This is a genomic window from Aeromonas sp. QDB23, from assembly GCF_027707745.1.
GTDB classification, from domain to species: domain Bacteria; phylum Pseudomonadota; class Gammaproteobacteria; order Enterobacterales; family Aeromonadaceae; genus Aeromonas; species Aeromonas allosaccharophila.
Genome location: NZ_JAPCJA010000026.1, coordinates 35,574 through 56,698, shown reverse-complemented (window position 1 = coordinate 56,698; position 21,125 = coordinate 35,574). Strand labels below are relative to the sequence as shown.

Below are 21,125 nucleotides of genomic sequence, written 5' to 3'. Positions count from 1 at the left end.
GTCACCCCGCACCTGCGCTTTGCGACTGAACAGGCACCAAGGGTGCCGGGGGGAAGAACCAGCGGTAGAGATCGAACCAGCCATCTCGCTGGGCAATCACGACCTCGTGCACCGGGTCGCGCTGGAAGATCGCCACCTTGTTTTCGGTCAGCGGCACCCAGGCGTAATTGACCAGCGCATATTGCGACTGGATCAGGTTGTACTCATTGAGATAGGAGTCATCGTTACCCGATTCGTGCAGTTGGGTACGACTGTCGATGAGGTAAACAAGCTGGTTGAAGAAGGTCAGTTGAAAACCGGTCACTCGCCACTTCTCCCTGGTCGCCTCCTCCTCTTCGATCACGGTGATTTTGCCCCAGCGGCACACCCCGTGATAGTTGACTCCATTGGCCGACATTTTCAGGTCGTAATGGCAGCCCAGACTGTTGATAAACATCCCGACCACAAACAGCAGCACGACAAGCAGTGGCAACAGCAGCAAGGTATTTTTCAGCGTTCGTTTCATCAGAGATCCCTTACAGCGTTTTTTCGAGCTCTTTATAGGAAAGCACGCGAACCTGGTGGCCGGAGACCAGCACCAGCGATGCCGGTTTGACTGGTGGCACATCGCTCCGTGCCTCCATCTGGCAAACAACGCCGGTCGGCGAGTCGGTACAGTGCACATGGAGCCACTCGAAATGGAGATAGCTGGCGACAAACGCCACCAGCAAAACCAGTAGCAGATTGACGTATATCAGGCCCCTTGCCAGCATTGGCCGCCCGATACTGCCGAGGCAGGCGAGTTTGACACGCTCTGCGAAGGAACGGGGCGCGGCAGAAACAGGCTCTCTGATAGCCTCATTCTCAGGCCGTGGTGATGTCGACGATGACAGCTCAGCCACAGCGGGCGTGGGCTCGCTCACCGGCTCGGGCAAGGGCTCACTCTCTGTGGGCAGCGGCTTGCCGTAATCGCACTTCATCTTGCAGTTCAGGTGAAGGGAGTAGCCTTTTTTCGGGGTGCTTCTGATATCCAGCGTCTGGGGCGATGACGCAAAGTGGCGGCGAATATTGGCGATGGCCACGTTCAGGGAGTTGGGGCTGATGGGGCGACCCAGCCAGCCGATGTCGAGCAGCAGATCCTTGTCGCACACCTCGTCCTGGTGATCGAGCAGATAGCTGAAAATAAGGCTCTCGGCCGATGACAAACGCACCACTCTGGCACTTGCCACGTTGTCCTTGTCGGCACAGAAGATCAGCTCTCGCCTTTTGACATCAAAGACATAATCACCGAAGTGATAGGCCAATATGTTATTGCCTGGCGCAGCCCCCGTCATACCAACCACCTGTTATTTGCATTCATCATGAAGAAGATGGGATTCCACGCCCGATGAGGCCAGATGGCGACTCAGGATGTAGTGTAATGGCGCGAAATTTTAATGGGTCGGGATCGGCGGCACAATAGATGCAGTCAGGCATAAGCGGGGAAAATGAAAATATGCGTCCAGCGCTGTCGGAGTGCGTATCGGCCAGAGCATGGTGCTGAGCGTTTCACGCATCGCGGCCATGCCAATCTCAACGGAACAGCTGTGTGAGCATAGCTAAAAGCACCACGACCGGGCAGGGGGCCCAGTCCCTCACAACACCTCGCCGCACCGCACAATAAAGGGAACTGGCCCCGCAGGATGCACCAGCATCATCGACAGGGCGCAGTTAACTGACTAGACCCGGAACTGCTTGAGCAAGGTGTCGAGCTGGGCCGACAACTGGCGCAGATCACTGCTGGCTTCGGCAACCTGTGCCACTCTGGCTGCACTCTCGCTGTTGAGCGTCGCAATGCGGTTGACGCTGTGACTGACCGCCTCCGCCACCGAGTGCTGCTCTTCCGATGCCTGGGCGATATACATGTTCATCTCGCGGATCAGGCTGACCTGATTTTTTATCTTCTCCACCGAAGCCTGCACATCTGCCGCCTCGGCACCGGCCCGGGAGGCCTTCTCTTGGCTCTGCTGCATCCCGGCCCCGACATTCTGGGTCGCTTGCTGCAGCCGCTTGATGCTGGCACTGATCTCTTCCGTTGACTGGCGGGTACGGCCTGACAAGGTGCGCACCTCATCTGCCACCACCGCAAATCCGCGCCCCTGATCGCCCGCGCGGGCCGCCTCGATGGCGGCATTGAGGGCAAGCAAATTGGTCTGTTCGGCAATGCCGTTGATCACTTCTATGATGGTGCCGATGCTGCTGCTCTCGGTCGATAGGGTGCGCATCAGCGTAGCGACCCGCTCCACCTCACCCACCAGCTGATGGATCGCCTCATTGGCATGGCCCGCCAGATGGTAACCCTGCTCCACATAGTGATTGGCCTCATCGGTGGCGCCGGAGGTTTTCACCGCGTTGCCAGCCACCTCCTGCACCGCCTGACTCATTTCGGTAATGGCGGTGGCGACCTGATCCAGCTCGGACTGCTGGGCGTCACTGCCAATACGGGTATCTGCCGAGAGCGTGTCGCAGCGCTCGGCATTTTGCAGCACTCCGGCGGACAGCTCATTAATCTCCGCCACCATATCCTGCAGCTTGGCAATAAAGTGGTTGATGTTGGTGGCCAGCGTCCCCATCTCATCCTGACGGTTGATCTTGAGTCGCCGGGTCAGATCCCCCTCCCCTCTGGCCAGATCAAATACCGCCTGATTCATCTGATGAAGTGGCCTGAGCACATTGCGATGAATCAGCACCATCAGCAGTGCGATGATGCAGAGATCGAGCACCAGGATCTGCCAGACGGTGGTAAGCAACTGCTGGCGCAAGTGGGCCTGAATGGCGGCATCACTGGTTTGCACCAGCAATCGGGCCACGGTGTTTTTCTGGCCGCTGTCGTCATAGACCAGATCATATCCCCCATAGGCAGCGGTATCGGCAGGCATGGCCGTCACGGGGGCAATGGCGCCCGCCGTGTCACGGGCAAACCCGGCCACCAGCTTCTCCTTGTTGACCACCAGTAAAGCGCTGAGGATGTCGGCCGCCAGCTCGGACTTGAGTGACGCCTCGATGAAGGTCGATTCATAATTCCACAGCGGGCCGGGCAGGGAGAGCTGCAGCCGGCCGATGGCCTGTTCGACCAGCGCACTCTGTTTGCTATAGCTCTCCGCTCTGGCGGCGTTGTAGTTGTAGGCACCAAACAATACCAGCAGCAGACTCACCGACAGGGAGGTCAACACGGCAATCCTGAACGTCAGACTTTTCCAATCCATGGCTTCCTCCCGGTTTTTACGGCAGCCGGCGCAGTGCCCCTGCGTGGCACTTGCTATTGGTACTGTTACTGGTACTTGGCATTGATCTTGTCGATGGTGCCATCCGCCTTCATGGCGGCCAGGATCTCGTTGAGCCTGGTGATGAGCTCATCGGGCGTATCCTTGTTAAACGCCAAGCTCATCTGGGTTTCCTTGAACACGAAGACCTGCTTGGGACTGGCGACTTTCTCCTTGTTGGCCAGATAGGGGGCCAGATACTGGCCGGTAGCCCAGAGATCGATGCGGCCTGCCTCCAGTTTCTTCACGTTGGCGGTGTCATTGGCCGCCAGCTGCAACTTGGTGAATCCCTGCGCCTTGAGATACTCGGCCGCCGCATCGCCGTTATACCCCCCCACCGAATACTGCTTGGCATCGTCCAGCGAAGAGACGGTGATATTGGCGGTCGAACTGGAGAAGAAGACCCAGTTGTTATTGACCAGTGGCCCGACCCACTTGAACAGCGCCTCCCGCTCCGGGGTGCGGGTCGTGGAGTAGAGGGCGGTATTGGGGGTGCCGAGGGTATCTTCGTACGCCCGCTTCCACGGCATCAGGGTCAGCTTGTATTCAACCCCGGCACGCTTGAACAGCTCTTCGACCACCTCGGTCGACAGCCCGACAATCTTGCCCCCCTCCCCCTGCATGTTGAAAGGCGGGTAATCCTCGGTCATCACGTTCAATGGCGCCGCCTGAACCGCGCTCATCGCCATCATGGAAGAGACTGAAAAAATTGCACTTTTCCACAGCAGTTGATAGTTCATCGCAACCTCGCTTTGCTTGCCATTCATCCCTGAACATCCGCCATTACCGATGGCGGTGCACGTCTGACCCTCCGGGGTCATGCCGGCTTTCACGGCTCGCCGCCCACCCATGTGCAGCAGCAAACAGATCCGGATTTGGCCAGCGCACGATAAAACACCACTGGCGAGAGAGGCTCACAACACATCGAGGTGGAAAACATGCCAGAGCAGCATGAGAGAAGCGTGTGGACAGGGGCGGATAAAACCGGTGCCGTGCAACAGCGCCGTGGCAGAGAAGGGGCGCATCGTTCCATGACAGGGGTTTGGGAGAGAAATGATTGAAAACGCCAACATCCATTTTCCCATACAGCTCAAGGAGACCTCAGAGCCAAACCTGTCCTTTAGCTAAGGTCACGAAAAGAGATACGTCAAATGAGAGAGCTAACCTCCTCATCTGCTTCCAGATTACCTTCCTGATGGGCTCAGCCGAGCCGAAAACAGGTGCAAGAGACCCGAAAAACAGAAGGCCACCGCGAGGTGGCCTTCTCCGAATCAACGATGAACGTCTGGCGACACTCAATCCTTGGCGGCGTCCATCACACCCTCTTCGGAGTGTGCCGGCAGGATCAGGTTGAGCAGGATGGCGGCAACGGAGGCCAGACCAACACCGGCCAGCGCGAAGTCACCAATCTTCATCTCCAGCGCCCCGACACCCACGGTCAGGGTCACTGCGACGATGGCGATATTGCGTGACAGCCCCAGATCCACCTTGGATTCCACCAGGGTCTTGAGACCGATGGCGGCGATGGACCCGAACAGCAGCAGCATGATACCGCCCATTACCGGCATCGGGATGGAGGTGAGCAGCGCATTGAACTTGCCGAAGAAGGCCAGAATGATGGCAAACACGGCAGCCCAGGTCATGGTGACCGGATTGAAGTTGCGGGTGATCATCACGGCACCGGTCACTTCGGCATAGGTGGTCACGGGTGGGCCGCCGATGAAACCGGCGAAGCAGACACCGATACCGTCACCGGCCAGCGTACGATGCAGGCCCGGGTTCTTGGTGTAGTCCTGCCCGGTTACCCCACCGATGGCCAGCACGCCACCGATATGCTCGATACAGGGGGCAATCGCTACCGGCAGCATAAACAGGGCGGCGGCCCAGTTGATCTCCGGCGTTTCGAAGTGAGGCAGCGCCAGCCAGGGGGTGTTGATCAGGCCGTCGAAGTTCACCTGGCCCATCAGCACGGCAGAGACATAACCGGCAATCACACCGCACAGGATGGGGATCAACTTGATCCAGCCCTTGCAGAACACCGCTGCAATCAGGGTCACCGCCAGCGAGATACCGGCCAGCGTCAGCGCAGTCCCTGCAGGCACCACCTGCTCACCACCGGCACGGCCCATCGCCATGTTGCAGGCAACCTGCGCCACGGAGAGGCCGATCACCATGATCACCGGACCAATCACCACGGGCGGCAGCAATTTGTGCACAAAGCCCATGCCCCGCACGCGAATGAGTGCGGCCAGGATGAAGTACATGAAACCGGCGGCAAACAGGCCAAACATGGTGGATGGCAATCCCCAGGTCTGGGTGGCGTAGATGATGGGGGCGATGAAGGCAAAGCTGGAACCGAGGAAAATCGGGACCTGACGGCGGGTGCAGAGCTGGAACAACAGGGTGCCCACACCGGCGCCAAGCAGGGCCATGGAGGGATTCAATCCGGTGAGCAGGGGCACCAGAACCATGGCACCGAAGGCGACAAACAGGATTTGCAGCCCGGCGACACTTTGCTTGACTAAGGAAAACATGGATGTCCTTAATTTTTTGATAACTGATGGAGATATTTATCACTTTTCAGTTATCACAAGACTTTTTCAAGGCACAAAATGAACACAAACGCGTCACTTGTTACCTTTTACTGCTTGGGGAGGGCATGAAACTGGCTTTTTAGGCGGGATTCGTTGCTACAAGCATCGAGTATGCGATTTTACGCATTATTGTGGCGAACGCCAATCGTTTTTCTGCCCGGTTTATTGAGATTGAATTCAACAGGGTGATGTTTTGTACGCCAAGTGGAGAAAACCACGGGAACTTGACCCCGATGCTGACAAACTCACTATCTGGCTATCCGCTCTGGCAACCAAAACCGGAACACAGCGGTAAAAAAGGAGGATGGCCATGCCATCCCCCTTTACTATCAATATGTTAGTAAAACCCGTACGTGACCTATACCCGACGATAAGGCAGGTAAACCGGCTCCCACATGTGGTGGAGGATATGCTGCTGCAGATCCTGACCGATCAGCGAATGGGAGGGATCCCGGCGCACGATATCTTTCAGCACCGCGGTCGCCACATGCACCGAGATGCTGCGCAGTTCGCGAATACGCGGATAGACGGAGCCCTGTGCCAAATCCTCCTCGCTCACGCACTCGGCCAGCGCAAAGGCGGCGGTGGTGAAGATATCCGGGGTGATCTCGCGGATCTGGCTAACAATCGCCGCCAGCCCCACACCGGGGAAGATAAAGACGTTGTTGCCCTGACCGATACGGTAATCCTTGCCCTCAAAAGCGACATCCTTGAACGGGCTACCGGTGGCGACGATAGCCTTGCCGTTGCTCCAGCGGTAGATATCCTCCGGCAGCGCTTCACAGTTGGCGGTCGGGTTGGAGAGCGGGAACACCATGGGGCGCTCGCAGTGCTTTTGCAGCAACTGGATATGCTCTTCCTTGAAGGCACCACCCGAGCCGCTGGTCCCCAGCAGCACAGTGATGGGCACGTGGCGCAACACATCGGCCAGATTGGCCTTGCCCGCCACCTCGGTATCCCAGCCCGCCAGCAGCAGACCCGGCTTGGCATAGCGGCGTTTGTATTCATCGAGCCCTTCGCGGTTATCACACACCAACCCCTGGGTATCCAGGATATAGATGCGATCACGGGCCGCCTGCGGATCCATCCCCTCGCGGATCATCCCCGCGCAGATCTGATCCGCCACGCCAACCCCGCCGGCACCGGCGCCATAGACCAGATAGTTCTGCTGACCGAGGGTTTCGCCCTTGACCTTGACCGCGCCTATGATACCGGCCAGCACCACGGCACCGGTGCCCTGAATGTCATCGTTGAACGACGGCAGCGCCTGCTGGTAGCGGGCCAGATTGTTGAAGGCGTTGGATTTGCTGAAGTCTTCCCACTGCAGCACGGCATTGGGGAAGTGACGCTTGACCCCCTGCACGAACTTGTCGATGAAATCTTCATATTCCTTGCCACGAATGCGCTTGTGCGGGCGGCCCAGATACATGGGGTCATCGAGCAGTTTCTGGTTGTCGGTGCCCACATCCAGCGCGATGGGCATGCAGCAGGCGGGATGGATCCCGGCCCCCAGGGTATAGAGCGCCAGCTTGCCGATGGGGATCCCCATACCGCCGACCCCCTGGTCGCCGATCCCCAGAATGCCCTGGCTGTCGGTCACGACGATAATGCGGATCGATTTGGCATCGAAGTGACGGGCCTGGATCCCCATGTCATCCACGTTGTCGGGAGTGATATAGAGACCACGCGGCTTCTGGAAGCGGTGGCTGAACTCCTGACACGCCTTGCCTACGGTCGGGGTATAGATGTAGGGAGTCATCTCCTCCACATGGCGCGACAACAGAGCGTAGAAGAGGGTTTCGTTGCGATCCTGCAGCGCCCGCAGGTTCTGGTACTTCTCGATGTCGCTGCAGGCGCTCTTGAACCCTTCATAAACCCGTTCGAGCTGGGCTTCAAAGGTTTGCACCTGAGGGGGCAACAGGCCGTCGAGATCGAAATCGGCCCGCTCCTGTTCGGTGAAGGCAGTGCCCTTGTTGAGGTATCGATTGTTGAGCAGATCGGTGCCGGTCAGTGCAACGGGGCGAAAATCCTGTCCCTGTGCATCTTTCCACAGCAGATATTGTCCGGTAGCCATAGTCATTCTCTTTGATTTACGTGAAATTGCCGTTCGGCAGGAGAGCAAGACTCATAATGAAATCAATCATATGACGTTTACTCGATCGGTTTTGTGAGCTTGGGCATACCCTGCGGCCAAAATAGGCGCCTGGCGGCCCCGACGAGACAAATATCCACGGCAAAGAATGAGACTCATGTTAGCATTGCGGGCAACCCAGCCCCTTTCACCGCATCACAGCCGGGAGTGACCTGATGCCCTCGACTCAGCCAGCCTGCGCCCCCTTCTTGTTGCCATGCGCCTGATCCCGCTGCTTGCTCTGTGGTTGTGTCTGACCTGCCAGTCGGCTCTCGCCGCACCGGGGCGGGTGCTCAATATCATCGTCGGCGAGTGGCCCCCCTTTGTCTCGGAGCAGTCGAAACAGCACGGGCCGGTGGCGCATCTCATCCGCGATCTGTTCAAGGAGGCGGGCTATGAGGTGACGTTTCACTTCGCCCCCTGGGGGCGGGTCTATTCGCTGGCGGCCAACAGCCAGCTCTACGATGCCACCGCCGTCTGGATGTACAAGCCAGAGCGGGAACAGGATTTTCTGTTCAGCGAGGCGGTGCTGCAGGAGCAGTTTGTCTTCTTCTCCCTCAAAGCACGGAAATTGCAGGCCGAGCGCCTTGAGCAGATCACAGGCATGCGGTTGGGGGGCGATATCGCCTACAGCTACGGGCCCGAGCTGGACAAGATGGTAGCCGACGGCAAGGTAACCCAACAGAAAGTCACCGACGTGAAACAGAATTTCGGCAAGCTGCTGCGCGATCGGATCGACCTCTATCCGCAAGAGCTTCGGGTCGGTCTGGCTGAGCTACAAAGCCAGCTCGATCCCGCCAGCGCGGCACTCATCACCCACAGTCAGACCCCTTTTCTGCGCAACGACAGCTTCGTGATGTTCCCGCGCAAGATGCCGGATTCGGCCAAACTGCGGGATCAGTTCAATCAGCAGTTGCAGCAGGCCATCGCCAGCGGGCGTTATCAGCGCTACTTCGAGCGACTGGCCCGGGGTGAATATTGACCTTGGCGAGGCAAAAACAGAGGGGATAAAACAACGGTGGCGGCCCTTTGTGGCCGCCACCGTCGTGATGCTTGTCAGCTGCTGGCATTAGCCGCTGATGCCCACCTCCAGCTTGAACGGCGTCTTGGCCTTGCTGCTCTCGGCCGCCCCCATCTGGTAGACCCGAATGGTATAAGTGCCCTTGGCGGGCAGGGTCGCCTCAAAGTTGTTCCCTTCGGTGGAGCCGATAAAGATCGCCTCCCCCTTGCTGCCTGGCGGCAAAATATTGAAGTAGGGCTTGCCGGTCAGGATCACCACCATGCTCTGGCCCTTGTTGGCCGTCAGCTTGTAATCGAGGGTCTGGCTGCCCTGAATAGTGCCGTTGATGGTCGCCCCGGACTCCCCCTTCTTGAACTGCACCTGCTGGGTCTTGATCCCGTCAGCCGCCTGCACTGACCAGGCCGAGAGCCCACCCAGCAACCCGATCGACCACACCGCTGCCAATAACGCTTTGTTCATCTTCAAACGCCCCTCCGTTGAAACCATGCCCGTTTACCGTTGCACGCTTACTATTGCACATGTTTCGTACACCGCTGGCGCACAAAACCCGTTTGAATCACTTCCCCCCTTATTTGTAACCCGATCAGGGGACGACCCACTATGCTGAAGATTAGGCCCATAGCAACGGAACTGCACTGCGGTATGCCAAACAGCAACACCATGAGCAACATACTGATCGTCGATGACATGGCCTCCAACCGCTACATCCTGCGCAGCCTGCTCGAAGAGGCCGGTTATCAGGTTCGCGAAGCGACAGATGGCCAGCAGGCCGTGGATGCCGCAGCGCAGGTCACACCCGATCTGATCCTGATGGACATCAATATGCCGGTGATGGATGGCTACGAAGCGTGTCGGCGGATCCAGCAACAACAGGGACAATGGACACTACCCATCATCTTTATCAGTTCAAACAGCGAGGTCAGCGCCCTTGAACAAGCCTTTCAGGCCGGTGGCTGTGACTATGTTTCCAAGCCATTTCATCAGCTCGAAGTGCTGGCCCGGGTGCAAAACCAGCTGCGCCTCAAGGAGCTGGGGCGCCAGCAAGCCAGAGTGCAGCTCTACCAAAGCCTGTTTCAGCTCACCGCCGGGATTGCCCATGAGATCAATACCCCGCTGGGGGTCGGCATTACCGCCTCAAGCCTGATCCAGGGCGCTGGCGACCTGCTGGCCAACGCGGTGAAAAGCGGCGTGCTGGGCCAGCGACTGCTCCATCAGCAGCTTACCGATATCAAGGAGGGCACCGAACTGGTTGAATCCAGCCTGCGCCGGGTTGCACTGCTGATCACCCGTTTCAAGGAGCTTACCCGGGATCAGACCGAACTGGATGCCAATACCTTTTCGGTGCAGGAGAGTGTGCAGAAGCTGCTGCTGGCCTTCTCCCCCGAACTGCAGATTGCCAAGGTCAGTTACCATCTGGACGGCAACAAGGTCATCCTGACCGCCCCCGAATCGCTGTTTCTGGATCTGATCCAGGAGTTGATCAAAAACAGTCTGGATCACGCCTTTCAGGGCATCGGGGAACACAGTTTCACCATCCATATCGGGCAGCATGAAGGCTCACTACTGCTCACTTACAAGGATTCTGGCCCCGGCATGCCCGCCGACAAGTTGCCACGGCTGTTTGAACCCTTTTTCACTACCCTGCGTGGCAACGCCAATCACTGCGGATTGAGCGCCTGCCGGATCCACAATCTGGTCGAGAACAACCTGCACGGCTCGGTCAATGTCACCAGCCCACCGGGTGAAGGGCTCTGCTACAAGATCCACCTCCCGCTCAAACCGGTGAGCTGACACACCAAACAGAGAGGATGAAACAACAGAAGGGGCGCCGCAGCGCCCCTTCCCTTTATGTGTTCCGTGCCAGACGGTCAGCTTGATTTACCCGCCTTGGGCTCATCGAGGGTGTGTTTTACCTCTTCATACCAGAGGTCGTGGTGCTCCTTGGCCCAGGTCTCATCCACCTCGCCGGTCACCATTCCCTCCAGCGCCCCTTCCAGCTGGAACAGGCCCATGTAGATATGGAAGATGAAGCCGCAGATGAGGATCAGCGCCCCCACGATATGGATAAAGCTGGCCCACTCCATCTGGCGACGCAGCTGGCCGAAGATGGGGAAGTCGAGGAACAGCCCGGTCGCCACCACGATGCCGCCAAACCAGATCAGCAGCCAGAAGATCGCCTTCTCGCCGCCGTTGGAGAAGCCCGCCGAGGGGTGACTCCCCTTGTGGGGCCCCAGCATGCCGCCCGCCTTCATGAACCACTTCACATCCACCATGTTGACGATGTTGTGGCGGAACCACTTGATGAGCACCCCCATCAGGCAGAGGAAGAACAGCGGCCCCACGTAGTTGTGGAACACCTTGGCGAACCAGATCCAGTTCTCCCACACCCCGAGGCTCACCACCGGCTTGATGAAGTGCTTGCCGTAGATGATGGCCAGCCCTGAGCCAGAGAGGGTCAGAAACATGCCCGCCGTGGTCCAGTGCAGCGCCCGATCCAGCCGACTCCAGCGCTTGAGCTTGCGCCCGGTGCGCGGCTTGGAGAGTTTGGTCGGCCCCACCGCCCAGTACATCAGACCGCACATGGCAAGGGATCCGAAGATGGCGATGGCACCGAGCGGCGACACCCACTTGGTCTTTACCTCGAACCAGAGCTGGCCCGGCACCGAGATCAGCACCCCGTGTTCCGGCGAGCGGGAGGTGGTCACCCCCTCCTGCCCATCCTTCACCGCCCGCCAGTAGTCGGCGCCGGCAAAGCCGACCGTCTCCTTCTGCGCATCGGCGAAGCCGGGCGCGCTGAACAGCAGCAAGGCCGTCAGCAGCGCTGTCAGCCAGTGTCTCATTGGCCATCCTCCTGCTTGCCAAGCTTGAGCCCCTTGCCTCTGCCATCGTGAGGTTTGCTGGCATCGCGATAGAGCGCCTTATCATCCTCACCCCAACCCGCATGAGGGGCGCCGCGATAGGCGACCCGCTCGCGGAAGATGTCGGAGATCACCTGCGCATCCCCTGCCAGCAGCGCCTTGGTGGAGCAGAGCTCGGCGCACATGGGCAGCTTGCCCTCGGCGATGCGGTTGGCACCGTACTTCTGGCGCTCCGCCTCGCTGTGATCCTCTTCCGGGCCGCCGGCGCAGAAGGTGCACTTGTCCATCTTGCCCCGATCGCCAAAAGCGGCCGTCTTCGGGAACTGGGGCGCCCCGAACGGGCAGGCAAATAGGCAGTAGCCGCAACCGATGCAGAGATCCTTGTTGTGCAGCACGATGCCGTCGTCGGTGTGATAGAAGCAGTCGGCCGGGCAGACCGCCATGCAGGGGGCGTCGGTGCAGTGCATGCAGGCAACCGAGATGGAGGTCTCACCCGGCAGGCCGTCGTTGAGGGTCACCACCCGGCGGCGCTGGATGCCCCACTCCAGGGCATCGTCGTTCTCGTTCTTGCACGCCGTCACACAGCCGTTGCACTCGATGCAGCGCTTGGTGTCACACATGAATTTCATTCTGGCCATGAGATCAGGCTCCTACTTTGCGAAAACGGCACAGGGTGACCTTGGTCTCCTGCATCTGGGTGACCGGGTCATAACCATAGGTGGTGACTATGTTGACCGACTCCCCCAGCACATAGGGGTCAGACCCTTCCGGATATTTGGATCGCAGATCCTTGCCCTCGAAGTGGCCGCCGAAGTGGAACGGCATAAAGGCGAGCCCCGGCTTGACCCGCGGGGTCACCAGCGCCTTCACCTTGACCCTGCCCCCTTCCGGCCCCTCGACCCACACATCCTGACCGTCGCGCACGCCGACATCGTTGGCATCCGCCGGGTTCATCTCGACGAACATCTCCTGCTGCAGCTCGGCCAGCCAGGGGTTGGAGCGGGTCTCGTCACCGCCCCCCTCGTACTCCACCAGACGGCCGGAGGTGAGGATGATCGGGAACTCCTTGCTGACATCCTTCTCCTGCACCGAGGCGTACTGGGTCGGCAGGCGCCACAGGCTCTTGGAGTCTGGCCAGGTGGCGTAGTCGGCCAGCAGATCCCGGCGCGGGGTATAGAGCGGCTCGCGGTGCTTAGGCACCTGATCCGGGAAGGTCCACACTACGCAGCGCGCCTTGGCGTTACCGTAGGGAACGAAGCCGTGTTTGATAGCCACCCGCTGGATACCGCCGGAGAGGTCAGTCTTCCAGTTCTTGCCCTCGGCCTCCTTCTTCTCGGCCTCGGTCAGCTCATCCCACCAACCGAGCTGCTTCATCAGGTCGGCAGTGATCTCGGGATAGCCATCCTCTACCTCGCTCCCTTTCGGCCAGGAGTCTTCGGCGAGCAGTGACACGCCCTGATACTCGATGCCGAAACGGGCGCGGAAACCGCCGCCCCCTTCCGACACCGGAATGCTGGTGTCGTAGAGGATGTGGCTGCCGGGGTGTTTCATCTCCGGGGTGCCCCAGCAGGGCCACGGCAGACCATACACTTCGCCGCTGACCGGGCCGCCCTCGGCCTTTAGGTTGGTCTTGTGGAAGGTGTGCCAGTTCTGCTGGTGCGCCTTGAGCCGCTCCGGGCTCTGACCGGTGTAGCCCACGCTCCACATGCCGCGGTTGTATTCGCGGGTGATGTCTTCCAGCAGTGGCTGGTTGTTCTCCACCTTGATGTGCTTGAACAGCTGGTCAGCAAAGCCGAGCTTCTTGCTCAGGAGATACATGATCTCGTGATCGACCTTGGATTCGAACAGGGGCTCGATCACCTTGTCGCGCCACTGCATGGAGCGGTTGGTGGCGGTGACGGAACCATAGGTCTCGAACTGGGTGGTGGCCGGCAGCAGGTAGACGCCGTCGGTACGATCGTTCATCACAGAGGCGACGGTGGGATACGGGTCGACAATCACCATCATGTCGAGCTTTTGCATCGCCTTCTTCATCTCCGGGCCGCGGGTCTGGGAGTTGACCGCATGACCCCAGTAGAACATGGCGCGGATGTTGGAGCCCTGCTCGATCAGATCGGCGTTCTCCAGCACCCCGTCCACCCAGCGGGAGACCGGAATGCCGTTGTTGTTCATCGGCAGCTTGCCGTTGTAGGCCTTGTTGTCAAAACGCGCCTTGATCCACTCGTAATCCACATCCCACACCCGGGCCCAGTGCTTCCAGGAGCCCTCTTCCAGCCCGTAGTAGCCGGGCAGGGAGTCGGAAGTGACGCCAAAGTCGGTGGCGCCCTGCACGTTATCGTGGCCACGGAAGATGTTGGTGCCCGCCCCGCTCTTGCCCACGTTGCCGAGGGCCAGTTCGAGGATGCAGTAAGCGCGGGTGTTGTTGTTGCCGGTGGTGTGCTGGGTACCGCCCATGCACCAGACCACGCAGCCGGGGCGATTGTCGGCCAGCAGCTTGGCGGCATCGTGCACTTGCTGTTCGTTAAGGCCGGTTACCCGCTCCACTTCCGCCGGGGTCCAGCGCGCCACCTCTTTTTGCACCTCGTCCATGCCATAGACACGGGTACGGATAAACTCCTTGTCTTCCCAGCCGTTCTTGAAGATGTGCCAGAGCATGCCCCAGATAAAGGCGACGTCGGTGCCCGGACGCAGGGAGAGGTACATGTCCGCCTTGGCAGCGGTGCGGGTGCGGCGCGGGTCGACCACCAGGATCTTGCAGCCGTTGCGCTCTTTCGCCAGCAGGATGTGCTGCATGGCGACCGGATGGGCCTCCGCCGGGTTGGAGCCGATAAACATGATCGACTTGCTGTTGTGCATGTCGTTCAGGCTGTTGGTCATGGCGCCGTAGCCCCAGGTGTTGGCGACGCCAGCGACCGTGGTGGAGTGGCAGATGCGCGCCTGGTGATCCACGTTGTTGGTGCCCCACAGGGACGCCATCTTGCGAAACAGGTAGGCCTGCTCGTTGGAGTGCTTGGCCGAGCCGAGCCAGTAGACGCTGTCGGGGCCGGACTCCTTGCGCAGCCGCAGCACTTCATTGCCCACCTCTTCGATGGCCTGATCCCAGCTGATGCGCTGCCACTTGCCGCTCACCAGCTTCATCGGGTACTTGAGGCGACGCTCACCGTGGCCGTGCTCGCGCAGGGCCGCCCCCTTGGCGCAGTGACCGCCGAGGTTGAAGGGGTGATCAAACGCTGGCTCCTGACCGGTCCAGACGCCGTTCTGCACCTCGGCATAGACGCCGCAGCCCACCGAACAGTGGGAGCAGATGGTGCGCTTCACCTCGACCGGCACCTCGGCGGCCACGGTTTTGGCCTCGGCCCGCTGCATCATGGCAGGGGCCAGCCAACCGGCGGCCACGGCGCCACCGGCCACCAGACCCGAGTTGACCATAAAGGCGCGACGGGTCAGCCCCTGACCGCGAATGGCCTCATTGCCCTGCTCGCCCGCCTGGGGCTGCTCGGCACGTTTTGTCAGTTTCATGAGTTCTCCTTCACTGATCCGGCTCAGTCGGTGCCGCGCAGGGTGCGATAAAAGTCGTGAACGTGGGGGGTCTCCCGATAGCCCTTGTCAGGCTCGGTGTCGTGGGTCAGCACCTCTTTGCCCACCACCCGACCGGTGGCACCGGCCAGCACGCCTATGGTGGCGACCACGCCAACTCCCTTGATCAGATTGCGGCGGGACGGGTCTTTCAGCTTTTCATCGCTCATTCTTGTGACCTCTGTTTTTGTAATGTCCGGCGCCTGCGCGCCAGCTTCGCGTCCAATGGGATATCTCGTCTGCTCGTTTTGTTATGCGCAGCTCTTGTTATGCACAGCTCTTGTTGTGCACAGACAGGGGCGTTCAGCCCTTCACCACACAGGCGCCAAACGGCAGGCGCAATTCGTTTTCCAGCGTGAAGAAATCTTCGGCCAGCGCACCGACCGCCCGGTAGAAGCTGCCCCCTTTCGCCTGTTGCTGATCGCGGCAGCAGGCCAGTACCCAAGGGGCAAGGTGGCGCTCATAGAAGCGGTTGCGCTCCGGGTGTTGCTCGCCAATCAGTACCGCCATCACCTCACACAGGGCGGCGAGATGATCTTCCGGCTCGCACACTCCGCTCTGGCGCTCGAAACCGAGGGACTGCAGATCTGCGCGCAGCACCGCCAGCGGCAGCTCCATCAATGAGCCGGTGAGATACCAAGAGGCAAACGGCACGATCTCCCCGCGCCCCAGCCCGATAAAGAGATCCTGATACTCCTCGGCAAGCTCGTTTTCGTGGTGGCTGCTGGCCGCCAGCTGCACCAGCCCCAACCCTCTGGCAAAGGGGCCCGGCATAGCCTGTAACCCTTGCAGCCAGGCGAGCTGTTCGCCACGGGGGGCTGCACGCCAGAGGCTTGCCAGCAGGGCGTAGAGATCGGCGCTGCTCTGTTCCAGTTCGGTCATGGTCAGTTCGCCAGCCTTTTCGTTATGTTGTTCACTCATCACTGGCCCCTCACACCTTGAGCTGGGAGACGGGATCCGCCGCCAGCGCTGCAAACACATCCTTGACCCGGCAGTCCTCGCACATCAGCAACCGCTGGGCGGCCTCGTTCTGGAAGTGGGAGTGACCGGCCAGTTTTTGCTGGATGCGGCGGATCATCGAGGCGGGCGCGAACGGCTTGGAGCAGCGAATGCAGCAGGCAGCCTCTTCGGCCTTGAGGCTCTGCACGGCGCGGCGCGCCTCGGGCACCGGTTGCAGGCGGGGCACCAGCACGATGGCCTGCTCGGGGCACGCCTTTTCGCACATGCCGCACTGGATGCAATCCTGCTCGATAAAGTTGAGGCCGGGCGTGTGCCCCACCGCATGCAGAGCGCGGCTCGGGCAGACCGCCACGCAGCCCATGCAGAGGGTGCAGTCAGCTTCTTTCAATTCAACGCTGCCGTAAGGGGCGCCGTGGGGCACTGCCAGCGGCTCGCGGCTCCCCTCATTGGCCTGCCAGAGGGCATCGAAGGCGGCAAACAGATTTTCCCGTTTGTCCCCTTTCAGCGGCTTCTCCAGCAGGGCAACGGCTGGCTCACTGGAGATCGGCTTATCTTGTTCGGCATCCGGGTTAAGCAGGGCGATGCGATCTGCTGTGAGATCCGCGCCCGCCAGCAGCACGGCGGCGCTCGCCAGCTCCCGCTCAACCAGCGCACGGACGCTTTCGGGAGCATCGTCACCGAGCGCAATGCGCAACGCGCTGGCGCCATAGGCGAGTGCGGCGAACCAGCTCTCGATGCCTAAACTCGCGCTCTCCTCCACCCAGACTGGCAGCCAGTTGGCAGGTAGGCGGGTGAGTTCGGTTTCCACCCATTCACGCTCGTTTTCACCGGCGATCAGCAGTAGCGGCGCGTCGCCCCCTGCCTCCCGATAATGCTTGAGTAACCGGAACAGATAGTCGCCGCTGGTGTTGGCATCGGGCTGGTGATAGGCAATCGCCCCGGTCGGACAGGCCGAGGCGCAGCTGCCGAAGCCCTGACAGAGATGGGGATCGATCTGGATGCGCCCATTGATGGGCTTGAGGGCATCGGTCGGGCAGACATCGAGGCAGCGGCTGCAACCGGGCACGCCGCGGGCGGTAAAGGCGCAGGCCTCGGGGTCGAGGCGAAAATAGCGCGGCTTGTCGAAGATACCGGTCAGCGCACAGAGCTCGGCAAGCCCTTCAGCCAGCCCATCGTCATCAACCAGATACAGATAGCCGACCGGCGGGCGCTCCAGCGCAAAGAGCGGGGCGCGGCCCAGATCGGCCACCAGATCAAAGCGCGGTTCGCGTGGCTGTTCACTGACAGCAGCCGCTTGTTGTGGAAAGCCTTGTTGTGGGAAGCAAAGCGCCGCCAGATTAACCCGCTCACCCTGACCATTGAGGCCGGTGAGCTGGAACTGCCCCAGATACCCTGTCAGGCCCGGTTCGCGCAGGGTCAGGGCCGCGAGGGATGCGGTAGCATCAAAAATGGTCTCGAGATCGGTCGCCTCGGCATCGTGGACCGCTTCGCTCACCAGCAGAGTGGGCTTTACCCCAGCTGGCAGCAGGCTGGCTGCGCGGCGAATGCGATCTTCCGGGCCGACCAGCAGCAGGCGCCCCTGACTCTGGTAAGAGACAGTGGCCGGGATCAGGTTGTCGGTCTTGACCGTATGCTGCAGGGCATAGGCGCGAGCGTTATGCGCGGCCGCCCTCGCCCCGTGGGCCAGATTTGGCAATGTTTGTTCAGTGCTCACATACACTCCTGCGCGCACCACCTCATGGGATGGGCGCTTGTTGGTAAGCCGAGAGAGCAAGAGGCGAGCCAACTCCCCCGGAAAAAAAGTGACTGACAGGGAGTCAGGATCCTGAGGGTTCCATTCCCCCACCTTTGGTTGGGACATTTTGTCCACAAGAGGAAACCAAAATGTCCCGATCGTCGGTGTGGGTTTGAGAATGGTTATCAGCCAGCCCTTGCGGCTCGGCGGCAGGTTCGCTGACAACAGCAAGCGGTTCAGCGGATCCGCTGGCCGGATTGGCCGATTCGCTCTCCGGGGCGGTCACCTGATCCACCAGCCAGTTGCGCAGCCCGGCGGTCAGGGCCGCGGGCAGCAATTCGGGCTGGCTGAAATCCTGGGTGTAGTCGTCGAGCCCATCCGGCTTGTGGCTGCGAAACATGGCGCGCAGCGCCTCCCTGTCGGGGAGTTTGGCCTTGCCCGGCTGGGCCGTTTTTAGCGGCGGTTCGCCACTCTCGGCCCCCTCAACGGCAAGGGGTTCACTGCTCCCCTTGTCAGTGCTGACTACGGGGCTATCCAGCGGGGTATCTGAGATTTCACCTTCGCCACTGCCTTCGGTTGGCGCGGCCACAACCTCGGGAATGGCCTCGTCCCTCGGCTGCAATGCCTGATGCTTGCGCGCCTCGCTCTTGCGAGACGACCAGCGTTTGAGGAACTCACTCATGGGCGCTGTTTCCGGCCTTGTTTCCGGCACTGACTCCGGCGTCGCTGCCACGCTCGCGACCATCGGTGCCGGTGGCCTTGACGGCGCCGCAGCTGGCTTGATCCTGGCTATCGACACCGAGCTGATCCTGCGCCCGCCCCTTGCCCTTCTTGCCCTTGCGACGGGCCTCCAGCAGCTCGCCGTGGCGGCCGATAAAGGCCTCCACCCAGGCTTGCAGCGCTTCGGGCAGCGGGCAGGAGAGCACCTGCCGCTCGCCATCCATATAGGCGGCGGCCACGGTCTGACTCAGGGTCAGGCCATCTGCCACAAAGCCACTGTCCACGCGGCTTCCGGTCACAAAGAGGCGGGGCGAACCGGAGCTTAAATTGAAGCGATAATCCCCCCGCTCATCGCGAAACAGGGTAAGGGGCAAGGCACCGGTCGCCTCAGGTTCGGCGGGGTGGAGCGCCGCAATCTCGAAACGGCGGCTCTGCCAGCGGCCAACCTGGCTGTCGATGGCCTTTAACTCCAGCTGCAGCCAGCGCTGCGGCGGCAAGGGTTTGGTTGTGTCTTGCACTGTCACGGCTCCCATCAGAAGGTCTCTGCCGGGCCGCCCTCCCCTGTGATTCGTCCCTGTCGGGGCGGATCAAGGCGGGACATTCAGGGCGGCCACGGCCATCAATGGGATAAGACTTAGCAAGAGTGGGGCCACAATTATTTATACTGCCCCAACAAAATAAGAATAAAAATAGGCATATTTGTGATCTTTTTTTTACGGAAATGACATAGAAATCACAGTACCAGCAATGTACTTTTCAAACCATTGGATAGACTGATACATACATGGCAGTAATCTATGCCATGAAAAAATCAATGTCAGTGAGGTGTGATATGAAATATCAAGACATTCGTAGTCAATTAAAAACCGGTGATATATTACTATTTTCAGGAAAAGGAGGGATTTCTGATGGAATAAAATTTTTCACTCTAAGCAACTGGTCTCATGTTGGTATGGTTTATCGTTTTGATGACCCATTAGACCCTTTGGGATCTATATTTTGTTGGGAGTCGACAACCCTTAGCGATATATCTGATGCCGATACAGGAAAACTCACAAAAGGTGTTCAACGGGTTGAGCTATCCGAACGTTTAGAAAAGTGTTTTGCAAAAGGCTATCAGATTAGCATCAGACAACTGTCCAAGCCATTAACCATAGATATGATCACTAGGTTAAATGCTTTTCGACATGAAGTAAGTGGACGTCCCTATGAAAAAAGCAAGATAGAGCTTATAAAATCAGCCTACGATGGGATTTTTGGAAAAAATAATGAAGATTTAAGTTCACTCTTCTGTAGCGAACTAGTGGCGGAAGCCTATCAACATATGGGATTACTTTCAGAATCAAGATCCTCCAATGAATTTACTCCTAAAGATTTTTCATCAGAAAAAACATTACCCCTTGAGCTTGGGTATACGCTTCAAAATGAAACAACTATAAGCGACCTCTAATATTAGATGGATATTGGTCTGCGACGTTTGTTGTGCAGACCTAAAAATAATGGAGTCGTACACTATTTGCACGGAAATTACCATTCCAAATAATTGAAGGCATGATAACTCAATCCACTTTTCTCTAGTTAAGTAAAGAAAAACCAATTCTCCCACATCCCAATCCAGCTTAATGTTGGCAATAACCGAGTAACAAGATGATTGCCAACATCAACAAGATCATTCGGTAAACGTTGGGCTTTACTACGTTCAGCACCAACCTACGATTTAGCCCAACACACGAGATATTTTGATGAAATATGCAAGCACTCCAAATGGTATAAACAGCCATATCGTCGTGCCTGCAAGGCCAAATACAATCTCAGACCAATAAGCTAATTCTTCTTTTGGGGTTCTTGGAAAGAGCTCCATATCAATAATGTTTCTATAGGAAAGAGCAAAAGCAGAACCTCCTGGCAGGCTCTTTATTTGCAAGGTTCTAATTAGGAATAATGCTATCAAAATATAGAGATTGGCTATTGCCAACCCGCTAAATGTTGAATAATCATGAAATATCTCTCTGGCTATAAAAGTACTTTCGATCACCGCACGCCAAGGCCTAGACAATGCAGGAAGCAATACGTTCACGAAACCAATCGTCACGAAGAGTAATTGCAAAATATAAGATTTATTCGCCAACCATGTAGCAACCATCTCGTGATACTTTCTTCTTGCAAGAACCGATGGGTCAGCAGAACCTAGTGGCTCTGCAATACCATGAATTTTCCGAAGTCGATCTTTAGGCAAAACCATTAATTTC

Annotated in this window: 19 protein-coding genes; 3 read left to right on the top strand and 16 right to left on the bottom strand. The window is 58.8% G+C overall.

Annotation, left to right across the window (positions count from 1 at the left end; genetic code table 11):
- Position 1 precedes the first annotated feature (1 nt).
- From PG888_RS12670 to PG888_RS12645, 6 genes are all read right to left on the bottom strand, one after another.
- Complete coding sequence (locus PG888_RS12670; RefSeq protein WP_182937966.1) at positions 2 to 505, bottom strand: hypothetical protein; 504 nt, start codon at positions 503 to 505, stop codon at positions 2 to 4.
- A 10-nt stretch (positions 506 to 515) separates the two neighbouring features.
- Positions 516 to 1,313 carry a winged helix-turn-helix domain-containing protein gene (locus PG888_RS12665; RefSeq protein ID WP_270693481.1) on the bottom strand — a complete coding sequence of 266 codons (798 nt, stop codon included), beginning with the start codon at positions 1,311 to 1,313 and terminating at the stop codon, positions 516 to 518.
- A gap of 384 nt (positions 1,314 to 1,697) precedes the next feature.
- Positions 1,698 to 3,224, bottom strand: a complete 1,527-nt coding sequence (locus PG888_RS12660; protein WP_182937968.1) for a methyl-accepting chemotaxis protein — start codon at positions 3,222 to 3,224, stop codon at positions 1,698 to 1,700.
- 65 nt (positions 3,225 to 3,289) lie between these two features.
- A complete protein-coding gene (locus PG888_RS12655; protein WP_042060596.1) occupies positions 3,290 to 4,021 on the bottom strand; it encodes a substrate-binding periplasmic protein in 732 nt (243 codons plus the stop codon).
- Between the two features lie 555 nt (positions 4,022 to 4,576).
- Positions 4,577 to 5,815, bottom strand: a complete 1,239-nt coding sequence (locus tag PG888_RS12650) for a uracil-xanthine permease family protein (protein ID WP_042060573.1) — start codon at positions 5,813 to 5,815, stop codon at positions 4,577 to 4,579.
- Between the two features lie 418 nt (positions 5,816 to 6,233).
- Positions 6,234 to 7,949, bottom strand: a complete 1,716-nt coding sequence (locus PG888_RS12645) for an NAD-dependent malic enzyme (RefSeq protein ID WP_182937969.1) — start codon at positions 7,947 to 7,949, stop codon at positions 6,234 to 6,236.
- 274 nt (positions 7,950 to 8,223) lie between these two features.
- Here PG888_RS12645 and PG888_RS12640 point away from each other — a divergent pair, with 274 nt between their 5' ends.
- Positions 8,224 to 8,988, top strand: coding sequence for a substrate-binding periplasmic protein (locus PG888_RS12640; protein WP_182937970.1), 765 nt, complete (start codon positions 8,224 to 8,226; stop codon positions 8,986 to 8,988).
- 87 nt (positions 8,989 to 9,075) lie between these two features.
- Here the strand turns inward: PG888_RS12640 and PG888_RS12635 are convergent, their stop codons facing one another.
- On the bottom strand, positions 9,076 to 9,486 hold the full coding sequence (locus PG888_RS12635) for a hypothetical protein (RefSeq protein ID WP_042060598.1): 411 nt from the start codon (positions 9,484 to 9,486) through the stop codon (positions 9,076 to 9,078).
- A gap of 201 nt (positions 9,487 to 9,687) precedes the next feature.
- Here PG888_RS12635 and PG888_RS12630 point away from each other — a divergent pair, with 201 nt between their 5' ends.
- Positions 9,688 to 10,818: a hybrid sensor histidine kinase/response regulator gene (locus tag PG888_RS12630; protein WP_182937971.1), complete on the top strand. Its 1,131-nt coding sequence runs from the start codon at positions 9,688 to 9,690 to the stop codon at positions 10,816 to 10,818.
- 77 nt (positions 10,819 to 10,895) lie between these two features.
- Here the strand turns inward: PG888_RS12630 and PG888_RS12625 are convergent, their stop codons facing one another.
- The 8 genes from PG888_RS12625 to PG888_RS12590 form a co-directional block, all read right to left on the bottom strand.
- The gene (locus tag PG888_RS12625) at positions 10,896 to 11,867 is read right to left on the bottom strand and encodes a formate dehydrogenase subunit gamma (RefSeq protein ID WP_182937972.1); all 972 of its coding nucleotides are present in this window, start codon (positions 11,865 to 11,867) and stop codon (positions 10,896 to 10,898) included.
- Positions 11,864 to 12,523, bottom strand: a complete 660-nt coding sequence (gene fdh3B / locus PG888_RS12620; RefSeq protein WP_042658689.1) for a formate dehydrogenase FDH3 subunit beta — start codon at positions 12,521 to 12,523, stop codon at positions 11,864 to 11,866. Before fdh3B ends, PG888_RS12625 begins: the two co-directional genes overlap by 4 nt.
- Before the next feature lie 4 nt (positions 12,524 to 12,527).
- A complete protein-coding gene (locus PG888_RS12615; RefSeq protein ID WP_182937973.1) occupies positions 12,528 to 15,404 on the bottom strand; it encodes a formate dehydrogenase subunit alpha in 2,877 nt (958 codons plus the stop codon).
- 23 nt (positions 15,405 to 15,427) lie between these two features.
- Positions 15,428 to 15,631: a transcriptional initiation protein Tat gene (locus PG888_RS12610; protein WP_021229865.1), complete on the bottom strand. Its 204-nt coding sequence runs from the start codon at positions 15,629 to 15,631 to the stop codon at positions 15,428 to 15,430.
- A gap of 133 nt (positions 15,632 to 15,764) precedes the next feature.
- Positions 15,765 to 16,382: a TorD/DmsD family molecular chaperone gene (locus PG888_RS12605; protein WP_075112025.1), complete on the bottom strand. Its 618-nt coding sequence runs from the start codon at positions 16,380 to 16,382 to the stop codon at positions 15,765 to 15,767.
- 10 nt (positions 16,383 to 16,392) lie between these two features.
- Positions 16,393 to 18,135 (bottom strand): 4Fe-4S binding protein, encoded by a 1,743-nt coding sequence (locus tag PG888_RS12600; RefSeq protein ID WP_182937974.1) that lies wholly within the window; start codon positions 18,133 to 18,135, stop codon positions 16,393 to 16,395.
- Positions 18,136 to 18,238: 103 nt separating this feature from the next.
- Positions 18,239 to 18,838: a DUF3306 domain-containing protein gene (locus PG888_RS12595; protein WP_182937975.1), complete on the bottom strand. Its 600-nt coding sequence runs from the start codon at positions 18,836 to 18,838 to the stop codon at positions 18,239 to 18,241.
- Positions 18,831 to 19,409, bottom strand: a complete 579-nt coding sequence (locus PG888_RS12590) for a DUF3305 domain-containing protein (RefSeq protein WP_182937976.1) — start codon at positions 19,407 to 19,409, stop codon at positions 18,831 to 18,833. Before PG888_RS12590 ends, PG888_RS12595 begins: the two co-directional genes overlap by 8 nt.
- A 251-nt stretch (positions 19,410 to 19,660) precedes the next feature.
- On the opposite strand from PG888_RS12590, the gene PG888_RS12585 reads away from it, so the two are divergent.
- A complete protein-coding gene (locus PG888_RS12585; protein WP_270693475.1) occupies positions 19,661 to 20,326 on the top strand; it encodes a hypothetical protein in 666 nt (221 codons plus the stop codon).
- A 267-nt stretch (positions 20,327 to 20,593) separates the two neighbouring features.
- On the opposite strand, the gene PG888_RS12580 is transcribed toward PG888_RS12585, so the two are convergent.
- Positions 20,594 to 21,118 carry a hypothetical protein gene (locus PG888_RS12580; protein WP_182937978.1) on the bottom strand — a complete coding sequence of 175 codons (525 nt, stop codon included), beginning with the start codon at positions 21,116 to 21,118 and terminating at the stop codon, positions 20,594 to 20,596.
- Positions 21,119 to 21,125: the final 7 nt, after the last annotated feature.